The organism is Aeromicrobium sp. Leaf350, assembly GCF_916858655.1.
Classification (GTDB): Bacteria; Actinomycetota; Actinomycetes; order Propionibacteriales; family Nocardioidaceae; genus Aeromicrobium.
Genome location: NZ_CAKASL010000003.1, coordinates 501,617 through 515,690 on the forward strand (window position 1 = coordinate 501,617; position 14,074 = coordinate 515,690).

Sequence of the window (14,074 nt, forward strand, 5' to 3'; positions counted from 1 at the left end):
CCGGAGTGACGCGCACGGGGACCGGGACCAACCAGGAGGCCGTGCGACGTCACAACCTCGGCACGGTGCTGCGGCACGTGCACCGCACCCGCAGCACGTCACGGGCCTCGCTGACGACCCAGATGGCGCTCAACCGGAGCACGATCGGCGGGCTGGCCGCGACGCTCGAGGAGCTGGGGGTCGTGCGACGCTCGACGCCGGTCTCCTCCCGCGCCGGGGCGGGCCGGCCGTCCGCCGGGCTCGAGGTCGTCTCGCGTCGGGCGTACGTCCTCGCGATCGACGTCGGCGTCGACCGCGTGGTGGTCGGTCGCGTGGGCCTCGGCTGCGACGTGGAGGTCAAGGCGCGGGTCAACCTGCCGCCGGAGCCCGCCCCTGAGCACGTCGCCGACACGATCGTCGGACTCGTCGCCGCGGTGCGCGCGGACGCGTCCCCGGAGTCGACCCTCGTGGGTGTCGGCATCAGCGTCCCGGGCGTGGTGCGCGAGGCCGACGGCATGGTCGTCTTCGCCCCGAACCTCGGCTGGCACGAGGTGCCGTTCGCGGCCATCGTCCGCGAGAAGCTCGACCTCGACGTCGACCACGTGATCGCCAACGACGCCGACCTCGGCGCGCGGGCCGAGCACGTGCGCGGCGCGGGCGTCGACGTCGACCACCTCATCTACGTCTCCGGTGACGTGGGCGTGGGTGCCGGCGTGATCACCGCCGGCCGACCTCTCGGAGGAGCCGGCGGGTTCGCGGGCGAGCTCGGACACATGTCCTACGACCCCCAGGGCCTGCGGTGCCACTGCGGCAGCCGTGGCTGCTGGGAGACCCAGGTCGGGGCGGTCGCGATCGCCCGCGCGATCGGCGCGCCCACCGACGTCGTGGCGACCCTCGACACCGTGCTCGACGACTTCGACGGACCGCTGGAGTCGCTGCACGAGATCGCGCGGCACGTGGGGCACGGGCTGGCCAACGTGGTCAACCTGCTCAACCCCCAGGTCGTCGTGCTCGGGGGCTACCTCGCGTCGCTGCACCGCCTCGTGGAGCCGGAGATCCTGGCCGCGGTTCGGGCCGGGGTCATGTCCGGACCCGGCTCCCAGCTGCGGGTGACGCGGCCGGCGCTGGGCGGCGACGCGGTGCTGGTCGGGGCCGCGGAGGCGGCGTTCGAGTCGCTGCTGGCCGACCCGGTGGGCATGCTCGGCGTGCCGGCCGGGGCCGTCGCGCGCTGAGCGCCGTCACGGCCCCGGGCCTCGTGCGCGATGATGCCGGGATGCACGAGGCACATCGGGAGCGGCTGCGGTCGGCAGGAGTGAGGGCCGAGGCGCTCGACGCGCTCACCTGGACGCGGGTCGAGCACGGGGTGCCGGACTGGTGGCACGACTGCGACAACGCGCTGTACGTGGCCGAGGGCGCCTACCTGCCCGAGAGCGTGCTCGCGCACCTGACCCTGTTCCCGATGCGCGACGTCGTGATCGCGATCGGCTCGCCGATGGAGCACCTGACGTCGCTGCTCGTCGGCGGTGACCGGGCGACGGTCTTCCTCGACCGCGACGTGGTGCTGACCGCAGGCGAGATCTACTGCGGCGCCGACTCGCAGGTCGTGCTGCACGGTCCGGTCGTCGCGACGCGCCAGCCGCTGATCGACGCCCGCAACGGCGGCTCGATCCTGGTGGACGGTGACCAGCTCTGGGCCGCGGGGGTCTACCTCGCGACCGACGACATGCACCGGCTCACCGACCGCACGACGGGGGAGCGGCTCAACCCCTTCGGCGCCCACATCCGGCTGGGTCGCCACGTGTGGCTGTGTCGCGAGGCCGTCGTGACGGGCCACGTCGAGATCGGCGACGACGTCTGCGTCGGGCTGCGCAGCATGGTCCGCGGTCAGAAGGTGCCCTCACGCACCGTCGTGGCCGGCGTGCCCGCCCGAGTGGTCCGCGAGGACACGACCTGGAGCTTCGACGACACCCCCTAGGCACACGTGAGGCGGCCCACGCCGCGATGTCTCGCATCGTGAACACCGTTCCGGGTGGTGGTCGGAGGGTTCCTACGGTGGTCGGACCGGGAGATCCCCGGTGTCCCCCGCGGGGCCGCGACCCGGCCTCCAGAACGTCCGAAGGAACACCTCATGTCCGACCAGCTCGTCGACGCCCCCAAGAGCCGCAAGGGTCTGCTCGCCGTCGTCATCGTCATCGTCCTCGCCCTGCTCGCCGGCGGGTACTTCCTCTTCCTGCGTGGCAGCGGTGACGCCATCAAGATCGGCGTGGTCGGCGCGAGCGACCCGTACTGGAAGACGTTCGAGGAGGCCGCCGCCGACGACGGCATCGAGGTCGAGATCGTCGACTTCTCCGACTACACGCAGCTCAACGCCGCGCTGAGCAACGGCGAGCTGGACCTGAACCAGTTCCAGCACCTGGTCTTCCTGGCGGACTACAACGTCTCCAACGACGACAACCTGACGCCGATCGGCGCCACCGCGATCTACCCGCTGGCGCTGTACTCCAAGCAGTACACCTCGGCCGAGGACATCCCCGACGGCTCGCGCGTCATCGTGCCCGACGACACCAGCAACCAGGCCCGTGGCCTGAAGATCCTGCAGGACGCGGGCCTCATCGAGCTGACCGACGGCGGCACGATCTTCTCGGGCATCTCCGACGTCGACACGGCGAACTCGCGCGTCGAGGTCATCACGGCCGGCGCCGACTTCACCGCCTCGAGCCTCGACGACGTCGCCGCGGCGATCGTCAACAACGACTTCGTGGAGGACGCCGGCCTCGACTTCGACGCCGCCCTGGCGACGGACGACCCGTCCGACCCGGTCGCCGCGCCGTACGTCAACGTGTTCGTCGCCCGCGACGAGGACAAGGACAACGAGGACTACCTCAAGCTCGTCGAGATCTACCAGGACACCAAGGCCGTGACCGACGGCGTCCTCGAGGTCTCGGGCGGCACGGCGGTGCTCCTCACGACCCCGGTCGACGAGCTGGCCAAGCTCCTGAGCGACACCGAGAAGGTCGTCGAGGAGAACAAGTAACGCTGTCCCCGTCGCGCGGTCCGGTGCCATCCTGCTCAGGCAGGCGGCACCGGACCGTGGCGCGTGGCTGACCGGAGGATCGAGATGGCCATCATCGAGCTGGAGAACGTCTCCGTGACGTTCCCGCCCCGCAATCGGCGTGGCGAGCCCGTGAACGCAGTCCAGGACGTGTCGCTGTCGGTGAAGGCCGGCGAGATCGTCGGCATCGTCGGCTACTCCGGCGCGGGCAAGTCCACGCTGCTGCGCGTCGTGAACGCGCTCGAGCGGGCCACCGAGGGCCGCGTCGTCGTCGACGGCGTCGACATCACGCGGCTGCGCGAGCGCGACCTCAACGAGGTGCGGCGCACCATCGGCATGATCTTCCAGCAGTTCAACCTGTTCACCTCGCGCACGGTCTACGGGAACGTCGCCTACCCCCTCGAGGTCGCCGGAAGGTCCAAGACCGAGCAGCGCGAGCGGGTCTCGGAGCTGCTGCGCTTCGTCGGGCTGTTCGACAAGGCGCTGGCCTACCCCGAGCAGCTCTCGGGCGGGCAGAAGCAGCGCGTCGGCATCGCCCGGGCGCTCGCGGCAGGGCCGTCGATCCTGCTGGCCGACGAGGCCACGAGTGCGCTCGACCCGGAGACGACGGTCGAGGTGCTCGACCTGCTCAAGCGGGTCAACACCGAGCTCGGTGTCACGGTCCTGGTGATCACGCACGAGATGGAGGTCGTCAAGACGATCGCCGACCGCATCGTCGTGATGGAGGAGGGGGGCATCGTCGAGAGCGGCAGCGCCTTCGAGATCTTCTCGGCGCCGCGGCACGCCGCCACCCGGCGCTTCGTGCGCACGATCGTCGACGACGTGCCGCAGGAGCACGAGCTCGAGCAGCTGCGCCGGCGCCACCCCGGTCGGCTGGTCACGCTCTCCTTCAAGGAGGACGCGGCGACGCAGTCGCAGGTCTTCGCGGAGATCGTCCGCGCCGGCATCGAGCTCGAGCTGGTCTACGGAGGGCTCGAGGACGTGCGGGGTCGCAGCTTCGGCCACCTCACGCTCGAGCTGCGCGGCGACACGGCTGCGGTGGACGCCGTCGTCGCGCGGGTCGGTGAGCTCGTCCCGCTCACCGACCTCGGCACGGGTGAGGGAGGGGTGGCCCGATGAGCGCCATCCTCGACGGGCTCCGCGACTTCTTCCAGCCGGTCATCGACCTCCAGTCGGAGTTCGTCTCGGCCTTCGGCGAGACGCTGTTCCTCGCGGGGTCCGGCCTGGTCGTCGGCGGGTTCCTCGGCCTCGTGATCGGCACGGCCCTGTACGTGACCCGGGCGGGCGGCATCGCGCCGAACGCCTTCGCGAGCTTCGTGCTCAACGTGCTGGTCAACTTCTTCCGGCCCATCCCGTTCATCCTGCTCGCGGTCGCGCTGCAGCCGTTCTCGCGAGCGATCGGGGTCGACGGCATCGGCACGGGCCACGCCGTCGTGGCGATCATCTTCGGCTCCGCGTTCGGCATCGGCCGCATCGTGGAGCAGAACCTGGTCAGCGTCGATCCCGGCGTGCTCGAGGCCGCCCGGGCCATGGGTGCCTCGCGGTGGCAGGTCATCCGCACCGTGCTGCTGCCGGAGGCGTTGGGTCCGCTGATCCTGGGCTTCACGTTCGCGATGGTCGCGATCGTCGACATGACCGCGGTCGTCGGCACGATCGGTGCGGGCGGTCTCGGCCAGCTCGCCCTCACCGAGGGCTACCGCCAGTACGAGTCCGTCGTGACCTGGACCGCCGTGGTCATCGTGATCCTCATCGTCCAGGCCGGGCAGTTCGCCGGCAACGCACTGGCCCGCAAGGTCCTGCGCCGCTGACCCGTGGGCGGTGAGTGTTCCACCCTTGCCGGGGCGGGCGGTGAGTCATCCACCGTACGAGCCTCCAGACGGTGGAACAGTCACCGCGTCAGGTGGAAGACTCACCGCCCATGACGAGCAGCGCGGCGAAGACCGTCTACACGACCGCGACGACCCTCGACGGGTTCATCGCGACCGACGACCACGACCTGGGATGGCTGCTGAGCCGCCGGCTCGACGAGGACAGCCCGTGGTCCCACGACCGGTTCATGGCCGGGGTCGGAGCGATCGTGATGGGTCGCTCGACCTTCGACTGGGTCGAGCGGCACCGCGCGGAGTCGGGCGACGCGTGGTTCTACACCCAGCCGTCCTGGGTCATGACGCACCGCGAGCTCGAGGTGCCGGAGGGTGGTGACGTGCGGGTCGCGTCGGGTGACGTGGCCGCGGTGCACGCCGAGATGGTCGAGGCCGCCGGTGGCCGCGACGTGTGGGTCGTCGGAGGTGGCGGGCTCGCGGCCGCGTTCGCCGCCGCCGGGCTGCTGGACGAGGTGGTCCTGTCGATCGCGCCGGTGACGATCGGATCGGGCATGCCACTGCTGGACGGGAAGGTCGAGCTCGAGCTGCTCGACTCGGGCGTCAACGGCGAGTTCCTCTGCGCGCGCTACCAGGTGCTCCCCGCCTCCACGTGACCCGTGTCACATGCCGGAGTACGCTTCGCGCATGGGACGCAGCAACGACCTGGCGGTGCCGCCGGGGGCTGACGCCGAGCAGCTCGCGCGCTACCTGTCGCGCGCCCACGACACGTTCGTCTCCACCGGCCTCGCCGACCCGGCGCTGCGCACCCTCGTGCACGACTCGTGGCAGCGCAGCCTCGCCGGAGGTGTCGATCCGGAGTACTCGCTCGCCTCGATCGTGCTCGACGACGACCGACTCGAGGAGATCCGGTCGGCCCACCCGCTCGCGATCGCGATGCCCGTCATCCGTCAGCTCCTCGTGGAGTCCGCCGCGGAGGCCGGCCACCTCGTGGCCGTCAGCGACGCGGTCGGCCAGCTGCTGTGGGTCGAGGGGTCGCACGACCTGAGGGCCCGGGCCGAGGGCATGCACTTCCTGCCCGGTGCCGACTGGAGCGAGGGCAGCGCCGGTACCAACGCCCCGGGCACGGCACTCGCGCTCGACCGGCCGGTGCAGATCTTCGGACCCGAGCACCTGTCGCGCAACGTCACGCCGTGGTCGTGCTCGGCGGCTCCGATCCACGACCCCGACACCGGGGCGGTGCTCGGCGTGCTCGACCTGACCGGCACCGCCGAGGTCGCCACCGTGCAGAGCCTGTCACTCGTGCGCGCCACCGTCGCCGCCGTCGAGGCCGAGCTGCGGATCCAACGACTCAGCCCGCCCGGACCCACCTCGTCGGTCAGCGGGTCAGGCTGGACGATGCCGTCGCTCGAGGTGCTCGGCACGCGCGGCGCGACCTTTCGCCACGGCACCACGATGTCGCGGCTCGGCCTGCGGCACAGCGAGCTGCTCCTGCTGCTGACGGAGCGTCCCGAGGGCTGGCGGGCCGGTGAGCTGGCGGTCGCGCTCAGCGACGACGAGCAGGCCGACGTGACCATCCGCGCCGAGATCTCGCGCCTGCGCAGCGTCCTGGGGCCGGTCGACCTGGTCTCCCGTCCGTACCGCCTCGACAACGCGGTGGCCACCGACGTCGCCGCGGTGCGCCGCGACCTCGCCGCCGGGCAGCTGCGTCGGGCGGTCGCCGACTACCGGGGGCCCGTGCTGCCGGAGTCGACCGCGCCGGCCGTCGTCGAGATCCGCGACGCCCTGCACCTGCGGGTGCGCTCCTCGCTGCTGGCCAGCGACGACGCCGACGCCATCCTGACCTTCGCCGACACGGCGCACGGGCGCGACGACTTCGAGATCTGGGAGCACGCGCTCGACATCCTGCCCGTCTCGTCGCCGCGCTACGCGCAGGTCGAGACGCACGTCGCCCGCCTGGACGACTCCCTCGGCTGACGCCGTCCGGGTCAGGGGGTGAAGGGGAGGGCGCCGGGCCCGGGCCGGGTGCGCACGTCGCGGAGCCGGTCGATCTGGTGGCCGTCCTCGCAGACGAGCGCGACGTGGGCCCGAGCGCCACAGCCGGCGTGCTCGACCTCGACCGCGGGTCCGTCGGCCCCCGAGAGGTGCCGGCCGCCCCAGTCGGCCAGCGCGACCATGACGGGCTGCAGGTCGAAGCCGCGCTGGGTGAGGCGGTACTCGTGGCGCTCGCGGTCGCCGGGCTCGCGGTAGGCCACGCGCTGCACGATGCCGTGCTCGACGAGCAGGGCGAGGCGGTGGCTGAGCACGGCCCGGGAGAGCCCGCTGTGGCGCTGCATGAGCTCGAACCGGCGCACGCCGTTGAAGATCTCGCGCAGGACGATCACGGTGCCGGACTCGCCAAGGATGTCCATCGCCCGTCCGACGGGGCAGTTGTCGGTCGACCAGGCGAGGGCGGCGGGTGCTGACGTGCTCATGTCGCCACTCTACGTCTGTTTGACAGACTCAGCCAGGTCCTGCACGCTGAGATCGTGACCGAGACCCAGAACGCCGCCGCCCCGAACCTGGCCGAGATGACCGGCTACGAGCAGCTCATGGCGATGCGCGACGGACTGGCTCCGCCGGCCCCGATCTCGTCGCTCGTCGGCATGATCGACTTCGACGGCGAGGTCGGCGCGATCCGTGTCGCCCTGGTGCCGGAACACCGGCACTACAACCCGCTCGGCACGGTGCACGGCGGGGTCATCTCGACCCTGCTCGACACGGCCGCGGGGTGCTCCGTGCACTCGACCCTGGCGGTGGGGGAGGGCTACACCTCGCTCGACCTGACGGTGAAGTTCCTGCGCGCCGTGACCGAGGCGACCGGACGCATCGAGGCCCACGGCAGGGTCCTCCAGCGCGGCCGACGCACGGCCCTGGCCGAGGCCCAGATCCTCGACGGCGAGGGGCGCCTCGTGGCGCACGCGACGTCGTCCTGCCTGATCTTCAGCTGAGGCGGGCGTCCGCTGGGCTGACCTGCGGCGCAACGTTCGGGCAACCCGGGAGCAACGACGATGTGACTAGCGTCACGTCCGCCACCGTTCGGTGGCGCTCCCGACCCCGAAGGAGTGGTCCGCATGGCCATCTACGCACAGCCCGGCACCGACGGCAGCGTCGTCAGCTACAAGTCCCGGTACGACCACTGGATCGGCGGCGAGTACGTCGCCCCGGTCAAGGGTCAGTACTTCGAGAACGTCTCGCCGGTCAACGGCAAGGTCTTCACCGAGGTCGCCCGCGGCACGGCTGAGGACATCGAGGCCGCCCTCGACGCCGCGCACGCCGCCGCACCCGCGTGGGGCAAGACGTCGGTCGCCGAGCGCGCCGTGATCCTCAACAAGATCGCCGACCGCATCGAGGAGAACCTCGAGATGCTGGCCGTCGGCGAGACGTGGGACAACGGCAAGCCCGTCCGCGAGACCATGGCGGCCGACCTGCCCCTGGCCGTCGACCACTTCCGCTACTTCGCCGGCGCGATCCGCGCCCAGGAGGGCCACCTGTCGCAGATCGATGACGACACCGTCGCCTACCACTTCCAGGAGCCGCTGGGCGTCGTCGGTCAGATCATCCCGTGGAACTTCCCGATCCTGATGGCCGTCTGGAAGCTGGCCCCCGCGCTGGCCGCCGGCAACGCCGTCGTGCTCAAGCCCGCCGAGCAGACCCCGGCGTCGATCATGCTGCTGGTCGAGCTCACCGCCGACCTGCTGCCGCCGGGCGTGCTGAACGTCGTCAACGGCTTCGGCACCGAGGCGGGCGCCCCGCTCGCGTCGAGCAACCGCATCCGCAAGATCGCCTTCACGGGTGAGACCACGACCGGCCGCCTCATCATGCAGATGGCCAGCCAGAACCTCATCCCGGTCACGCTCGAGCTGGGCGGCAAGTCGCCCAACGTCTTCTTCGAGGACGTCGCCACGAAGGATGACGCGTTCTACGACAAGGCGCTCGAGGGCTTCACGATGTTCGCGCTCAACCAGGGCGAGGTCTGCACCTGCCCGAGCCGCGCGCTGATCCAGAACTCGATCCTGGAGCAGTTCCTGCCCGCAGCGACGGAGCGCACCAAGCTCATCAAGCAGGGCAACCCGCTCGACACCGACACGATGATCGGCGCGCAGGCCAGCAACGACCAGCTCGAGAAGATCCTCAGCTACTTCGAGATCGGCGTGCAGGAGGGCGCGCGCATCATCACCGGTGGTGAGCGCGTCGACCTCGGCGGCGACCTGTCGGGCGGCTACTACGTGGCGCCGACGATCTTCCAGGGCCACAACAAGATGCGCGTGTTCCAGGAGGAGATCTTCGGCCCGGTCGTCTCGGTCACGGGCTTCGACGACTACGACGACGCGATGAGCATCGCCAACGACACGCTCTACGGCCTCGGTGCCGCGGTGTGGTCGCGCGACACCAACACCGCGTACCGCGCGGGTCGCGACATCCAGGCGGGCCGGGTGTGGACGAACAACTACCACGCCTACCCGGCGCACGCGGCCTTCGGCGGCTACAAGTCGTCGGGCATCGGGCGCGAGAACCACCTGATGATGCTCGACCACTACCAGCAGACCAAGAACCTGCTGGTGAGCTACTCGAACAACGCCCAGGGCTTCTTCTGAGCCGACCCACCCCGAACTGGTGCACCCCGGCCCCCGGCCGGGGTGCACCCCTTTCCCTCCCGACCGCCCACTGACGTAGGAGCCGTGATGACCGTGGACCGCATCGCCATGACCGACAAGGCCGCCGACCTGCTGCGCGAGCTGCGGGCCTCGCACGGCAAGCCGCTGATGTTCCACCAGTCGGGCGGCTGCTGCGACGGTTCCGCCCCGATGTGCTTCACGCAGGGCTTCTACATCGTCGGTCCGACCGACGTGCACCTCGGCGACCTCGACATCGGTCCCGACCCGGAGATCGACCCCGCCGGCATCGTCCCGGTGCACATCTCGCGCGAGCAGTTCAACTACTGGTCGCACACCCACATCACGATCGACGTGGTCCCCGGTCGCGGGGCCGGCTTCTCGATCGAGGGCCCGACCGGCAACCGCTTCATCATCCGGTCGCGCATCTTCACCGACGAGGAAGCCGAGCTGATGGCCGCGGAGCCCGCTCGGTAAACCGCTGTTACGCTGCTGCGGACCAGGCCCGGCCGTCGTACGGTCGGTGCATGTCGGACGGAACAGGTGGCACCCTCGTGGGCGATGTCGGTTACAAGCTGAAGGTCTTGCGTCAGATCGGACTTCTCAAGGTCCAGCCGCCGCACCGCCTGCTCAAGGCCGGCATCAAGCTTGCGACCTGGGGTCCGGGTTTCCCGTCCGCCGCCGGTGCCGCCGCGGCCCGGTTCCCGAACCAGCTCGCGATCATCGACGACGCCGGTGAGATCACCTGGCAGGAGCTCTACGACGAGGTCAACCGCGCCACCGCGGCCCTCGCCACGAAGGGCATCGGCGCGGGCGACTCGGTCGCGCTGCTGTGCCGCAACCACCGACACATGGTCGTCGCGATGATCGCGCTGATGCAGCGCGGGGCGAAGGTCCTGCTGCTCAACACGATGGCCAGCTCGTCGCAGCTCGGTGAGCTGACCCGCCGCGAGGGCGCGGGTCTGGCGATCGTCGACCAGGAGTTCCTGGAGGTCGCCTCCGAGCTCGACCGCGAGCAGATCCTGGTGGCCTGGGAGGACGACGACTCGCACGGTCTGCCGACCCTCGCGAAGCTGGCCTCGGACGAGTCGTCCAAGCCGCACAAGAAGCCCGAGCGTCCCGGCGGCATCGTGATCTTCACCTCCGGCACCACGGGCCTGCCCAAGGGTGCGAATCGCAAGGAGCCGGAGAACCTCGACCCGCTCATGACGTTCTTCGGGGCGATCCCGTACTCGGGCAACTCCACCGTCGTGCTGGCGGCCCCGCTGTTCCACTCCTGGGGCCTGCTGAACTTCGGGTTCGGGCTCTCGACCGTCCCCACCTACGTGCTGCGCCGCAAGTTCAAGCCCGAGCAGGTGCTGGCCGACATCGACACGTACAAGGCCGACGTGCTGGTCGTGGTGCCGCTGATGATGCAGCGTCTGGTCGACGCCTCGACGACCGCCGTCGAGAAGAGCGACGTGTCCTCGCTCAAGATCACGGCGAGCAGCGGCTCGGCCCTCGCCGGCGACCTCGCCAACCACTTCATGGACCTGTTCACCGACTCGGTCTACAACTTCTACGGCGCCACCGAGACCGGCTGGGTCTCGATCGCCTCGCCCGAGGACCTGCGTGCCGCGCCTGGCACCGCGGGCCGCGTGCCGTGGCGCACGATCGTCAAGATCCTCGACGCCGACGGCAAGGAGGTCCCGCAGGGCGAGACCGGCGTGATCCACGTCGGCAACGAGATGCAGTTCGGTGGCTACACCGACGGCAACTCCAAGTCGTTCGCCGACGGCCTGATGCACTCCGGCGACCTCGGCTACTTCGACGAGGACGGGCGACTCTTCGTGGCCGGCCGCGACGACGACATGATCATCTCCGGCGGCGAGAACGTCTTCCCGCGCGAGCTCGAGGACGCCCTCATCGAGCACCCCGCCATCACGGACGTCGTCGTGACGGGCATCCCCGACCAGGACTGGGGCCACTGCCTCGCGGCCTACGTCGTGGTCAAGGACGGTGAGTCGCTCGACCTCGACGAGGTGGTGGCCTACGCCAAGGAGCGGGTGGCCCGCTTCGCCGTGCCGCGCAAGGTGAAGTTCCTCGACGAGCTGCCCCGCAACCCCACGGGCAAGGTCATGAAGCGCGAGCTCCCCGACTTCGACTGACGGACCGCCCGATCGGTCATGCGGGTGACGTCCCGTGTGGCACGCTGATGCCGTGAAGTTCGAGTACGCGCCCGACGTCGACGGCGACCCGGATCCCGGGGAGATCGTCTGGACCTGGGTCCCGTACGAGGACGACCCGACGCAGGGCAAGGACCGACCGGTTCTGTTGGTCGGCCGCGACGGCGAGGACCTCCTCGGGCTCATGCTCACGAGCAAGGACCACGACCGCGACCTCGAGCAGGAGGCGCAGGCCGGCCGGTACTGGCTCGACGTCGGCACCGGGCCCTGGGACTCCCGTGGCCGCCCGAGCGAGGTGCGCCTGAACCGCCTGCTCCGCATCGACCCGACCGAGGTCCGCCGGGAGGGTGCGGTGCTCGACGAGCCGCGGTTCGCGACCGTGGTCCGGGCCGCCCGCCAGCACCTCACCTCATGAGCGAGGACCAGGGGCCGAGCATCGGCCGCTTCGACGGGTTCCAGCGACGACACCGCGTCCTCGGCCTGCCGCTCGCCGTGATCTACAAGTACTTCGACGACCAGGGCCCGTACCTCGCGGCGATCATCGCGTACTACGCCTTCTTCGCGATCTTCCCGATCCTGCTGATCGGCACCTCGGTGCTCGGCTTCTTCCTGCAGGGTGATCCGGAGCTGCGCGACCGTCTCCTCGACACCGCCCTGAGCCAGTTCCCGATCGTCGGCGACCAGCTCGGTCGCCCCGAGGGACTGAGCGGCAGCACCACGGCGATCGTGATCGGTGTCGTGACGGCGCTCTACGGGGCGATCAACCTCGGCCAGGCCGTGCAGAACGCGGCCAACCAGGTCTGGGCGGTCCCGCGCAACAGTCGTGCCAACCCGTTCCTGCAGCGGTTCCGCAGCCTGATCTTCCTCGCGATCGGGGGCCTGGGGATCCTCAGCATCGCGATCGCGAGCTCGGTGCTGGCCAACCTCGACAACATCGGCACGTCGTGGGGCGACGACCTGAACCGCATCTTCGGCTGGGTGGGCTTCGCGCTGACCGTCGTGGTGTTCATGATGATCTTCCACCTGATCAGCGGGAGCAGGGCCACGTGGCGACGCGTCCTGCCCGGCGCGGTCGTGACGGCACTGCTGTGGCAGCTCCTGCAGATCCTCGGACAGGCCTACGTCTCGGGCGTGATCAACCGGGCCAGCCAGATGAACGGCACGTTCGCCCTGGTGCTCGGTCTGATGGGCTTCATCTTCCTGGCCGCCCTGATGGTCGTGATCGGTCTGGAGAGCATGGTCGTGGTGGCCCGACACCTGTACCCGCGGGCGCTGCTGACGCCGTTCACCGACAACGTGGTGCTGACCGACGCCGACCAGCGCGCCTACATCAGCTACGCCAAGATGCAGCGGCACAAGGGGTTCCAGACGATCGAGGCCCGCTTCGAGGAGCCGTCGCCGGCGGAGGACGACTCCGCGGATCCGGTCACTGGGCCGGTCGCTGAGCCCGTCTCGGAGAGCCCCGAGGCCGCGCGCGACTGACGTGGTCGGGGCGACCCACTAGGCTGGTCCGACGCGCACTCGCGCGTGACAGCTCTCGACGAAAGGCACGGCATGCCCACGGGCAAGGTGAGGTGGTTCGACGCCGCCAAGGGTTTCGGCTTCCTGTCCTCCGACGAGGGTGCGGACGTGTTCGTGCACGCCGACGCGCTGCCCGAGGGCGTCGAAACGCTCAAGCAGGGTCAGCGGGTCGAGTTCGGCATCGTGCAGGGTCGTCGCGGCGACCAGGCGCTGCAGCTCCGCATCATCGAGGCGGCGGCTCCGGCCGGGCGCAAGGCGGCCCCCGCCAAGCGCAAGACGCCCGAGGAGATGGTCGTGATCGTCGAGGACCTCATCCGGATGCTCGACGACCTCGGTGAGGGCTACCGCCACGGACGCCACCCCGACGCGAAGAAGACCAAGCCCGTCGCCCAGGTGCTGCGCGCGCTCGCTTCCGAGCTGGACTGACTCCTGCAGCTGTACCGCCTCGCCTCGGGCGACGTGGACGACCTGGTCGAGCTCCTCGCCCGGGTCGACCTCACGGTGAGCGGGCTGACCGCTCCCGGCGTGCGCCTGTGGCTCGAGCGCGACGCATCCTGCCGACCGGTCGGGAGCACCGGGTACGAGATGAGCGCGGACGGCCGACACGCTCTCGTCCGCAGCGTCGCGGTGGACCCGAGCGCGCGCGGCCGGGGTCGGGGGACGCAGCTGGCACGGTTCGCCCTGGACGCAGCGGCCGAGGAGGGTGCGCGGACGGCCTGGCTCTTCAGTCGCCGGTCCGGCCCGTTCTGGCAGTCGCTCGGCTTCTCGCCCGCCTCGGTCGACGACCTGGCCGCCGCCCTGCCGCGCGCGGAGCAGGTCCGGCTGTTCCGCGCGACGGGTCAGATCGCGCTGGAGCAGGCCTGGTCAGCGCCGCTCCGCTGA

General features: G+C 70.5%; 16 protein-coding genes. 15 read left to right on the forward strand and 1 reads right to left on the reverse strand.

Annotated features, from left to right (window positions below; all coding sequences use genetic code 11):
- Positions 1-5: 5 nt before the first annotated feature.
- From LO931_RS16070 to LO931_RS16100, 7 genes are all read left to right on the forward strand, one after another.
- The gene (locus LO931_RS16070) at positions 6-1,211 is read left to right on the forward strand and encodes an ROK family protein (RefSeq protein ID WP_229054877.1); all 1,206 of its coding nucleotides are present in this window, start codon (positions 6-8) and stop codon (positions 1,209-1,211) included.
- Between the two features lie 41 nt (positions 1,212-1,252).
- Positions 1,253-1,954: a hypothetical protein gene (locus LO931_RS16075; RefSeq protein WP_229054878.1), complete on the forward strand. Its 702-nt coding sequence runs from the start codon at positions 1,253-1,255 to the stop codon at positions 1,952-1,954.
- 153 nt (positions 1,955-2,107) lie between these two features.
- Entirely contained in the window at positions 2,108-3,013 is a 906-nt protein-coding gene (locus LO931_RS16080; RefSeq protein WP_229054879.1) for a MetQ/NlpA family ABC transporter substrate-binding protein, read from the forward strand.
- Positions 3,014-3,097: 84 nt separating this feature from the next.
- Positions 3,098-4,150: a methionine ABC transporter ATP-binding protein gene (locus LO931_RS16085; RefSeq protein WP_229054880.1), complete on the forward strand. Its 1,053-nt coding sequence runs from the start codon at positions 3,098-3,100 to the stop codon at positions 4,148-4,150.
- Complete coding sequence (locus LO931_RS16090) at positions 4,147-4,839, forward strand: methionine ABC transporter permease (protein WP_229054881.1); 693 nt, start codon at positions 4,147-4,149, stop codon at positions 4,837-4,839. Before LO931_RS16085 ends, LO931_RS16090 begins: the two co-directional genes overlap by 4 nt.
- A gap of 110 nt (positions 4,840-4,949) precedes the next feature.
- Positions 4,950-5,507, forward strand: coding sequence for a dihydrofolate reductase family protein (locus LO931_RS16095; RefSeq protein WP_229054882.1), 558 nt, complete (start codon positions 4,950-4,952; stop codon positions 5,505-5,507).
- 31 nt (positions 5,508-5,538) lie between these two features.
- On the forward strand, positions 5,539-6,828 hold the full coding sequence (locus LO931_RS16100) for a GAF domain-containing protein (RefSeq protein ID WP_229054883.1): 1,290 nt from the start codon (positions 5,539-5,541) through the stop codon (positions 6,826-6,828).
- Positions 6,829-6,839: 11 nt separating this feature from the next.
- Here LO931_RS16100 and LO931_RS16105 read toward each other — a convergent pair whose 3' ends face one another.
- Positions 6,840-7,325, reverse strand: coding sequence for a helix-turn-helix domain-containing protein (locus LO931_RS16105; protein WP_229054884.1), 486 nt, complete (start codon positions 7,323-7,325; stop codon positions 6,840-6,842).
- Positions 7,326-7,379: 54 nt separating this feature from the next.
- On the opposite strand from LO931_RS16105, the gene LO931_RS16110 reads away from it, so the two are divergent.
- The 8 genes from LO931_RS16110 to LO931_RS16145 all read left to right on the forward strand — a co-directional run bounded on the left by LO931_RS16110 (position 7,380) and on the right by LO931_RS16145 (position 14,074).
- Positions 7,380-7,841, forward strand: a complete 462-nt coding sequence (locus LO931_RS16110) for a PaaI family thioesterase (protein ID WP_229054885.1) — start codon at positions 7,380-7,382, stop codon at positions 7,839-7,841.
- 123 nt (positions 7,842-7,964) lie between these two features.
- On the forward strand, positions 7,965-9,488 hold the full coding sequence (locus LO931_RS16115) for an aldehyde dehydrogenase family protein (protein ID WP_229054886.1): 1,524 nt from the start codon (positions 7,965-7,967) through the stop codon (positions 9,486-9,488).
- 87 nt (positions 9,489-9,575) lie between these two features.
- The gene (locus LO931_RS16120) at positions 9,576-9,983 is read left to right on the forward strand and encodes a DUF779 domain-containing protein (protein ID WP_229054887.1); all 408 of its coding nucleotides are present in this window, start codon (positions 9,576-9,578) and stop codon (positions 9,981-9,983) included.
- Between the two features lie 50 nt (positions 9,984-10,033).
- Positions 10,034-11,653: an AMP-binding protein gene (locus LO931_RS16125; RefSeq protein ID WP_229054888.1), complete on the forward strand. Its 1,620-nt coding sequence runs from the start codon at positions 10,034-10,036 to the stop codon at positions 11,651-11,653.
- 52 nt (positions 11,654-11,705) lie between these two features.
- A complete protein-coding gene (locus tag LO931_RS16130; RefSeq protein WP_229054889.1) occupies positions 11,706-12,086 on the forward strand; it encodes a type II toxin-antitoxin system PemK/MazF family toxin in 381 nt (126 codons plus the stop codon).
- The gene (locus tag LO931_RS16135; protein ID WP_229054890.1) at positions 12,083-13,153 is read left to right on the forward strand and encodes a YihY/virulence factor BrkB family protein; all 1,071 of its coding nucleotides are present in this window, start codon (positions 12,083-12,085) and stop codon (positions 13,151-13,153) included. Before LO931_RS16130 ends, LO931_RS16135 begins: the two co-directional genes overlap by 4 nt.
- Before the next feature lie 72 nt (positions 13,154-13,225).
- Entirely contained in the window at positions 13,226-13,618 is a 393-nt protein-coding gene (locus tag LO931_RS17600; RefSeq protein WP_304523519.1) for a cold-shock protein, read from the forward strand.
- Between the two features lie 33 nt (positions 13,619-13,651).
- Positions 13,652-14,074: a GNAT family N-acetyltransferase gene (locus LO931_RS16145; RefSeq protein WP_229054891.1), complete on the forward strand. Its 423-nt coding sequence runs from the start codon at positions 13,652-13,654 to the stop codon at positions 14,072-14,074.

Excerpts from the sequence above, each read along its gene's own strand:
- LO931_RS16075 (WP_229054878.1), top strand. The coding sequence starts at position 1,253 with ATGCACGAGGCACATCGGGAGCGGCTGCGGTCGGCAGGAGTGAGGGCC.
- LO931_RS16080 (WP_229054879.1), top strand. The coding sequence starts at position 2,108 with ATGTCCGACCAGCTCGTCGACGCCCCCAAGAGCCGCAAGGGTCTGCTC.
- LO931_RS16085 (WP_229054880.1), top strand. The coding sequence starts at position 3,098 with ATGGCCATCATCGAGCTGGAGAACGTCTCCGTGACGTTCCCGCCCCGC.
- LO931_RS16090 (WP_229054881.1), top strand. The coding sequence starts at position 4,147 with ATGAGCGCCATCCTCGACGGGCTCCGCGACTTCTTCCAGCCGGTCATC.
- LO931_RS16095 (WP_229054882.1), top strand. The coding sequence starts at position 4,950 with ATGACGAGCAGCGCGGCGAAGACCGTCTACACGACCGCGACGACCCTC.
- LO931_RS16100 (WP_229054883.1), top strand. The coding sequence starts at position 5,539 with ATGGGACGCAGCAACGACCTGGCGGTGCCGCCGGGGGCTGACGCCGAG.
- LO931_RS16105 (WP_229054884.1), bottom strand. The coding sequence starts at position 7,325 with ATGAGCACGTCAGCACCCGCCGCCCTCGCCTGGTCGACCGACAACTGC.
- LO931_RS16115 (WP_229054886.1), top strand. The coding sequence starts at position 7,965 with ATGGCCATCTACGCACAGCCCGGCACCGACGGCAGCGTCGTCAGCTAC.
- LO931_RS16120 (WP_229054887.1), top strand. The coding sequence starts at position 9,576 with ATGACCGTGGACCGCATCGCCATGACCGACAAGGCCGCCGACCTGCTG.
- LO931_RS16125 (WP_229054888.1), top strand. The coding sequence starts at position 10,034 with ATGTCGGACGGAACAGGTGGCACCCTCGTGGGCGATGTCGGTTACAAG.
- LO931_RS16135 (WP_229054890.1), top strand. The coding sequence starts at position 12,083 with ATGAGCGAGGACCAGGGGCCGAGCATCGGCCGCTTCGACGGGTTCCAG.
- LO931_RS17600 (WP_304523519.1), top strand. The coding sequence starts at position 13,226 with ATGCCCACGGGCAAGGTGAGGTGGTTCGACGCCGCCAAGGGTTTCGGC.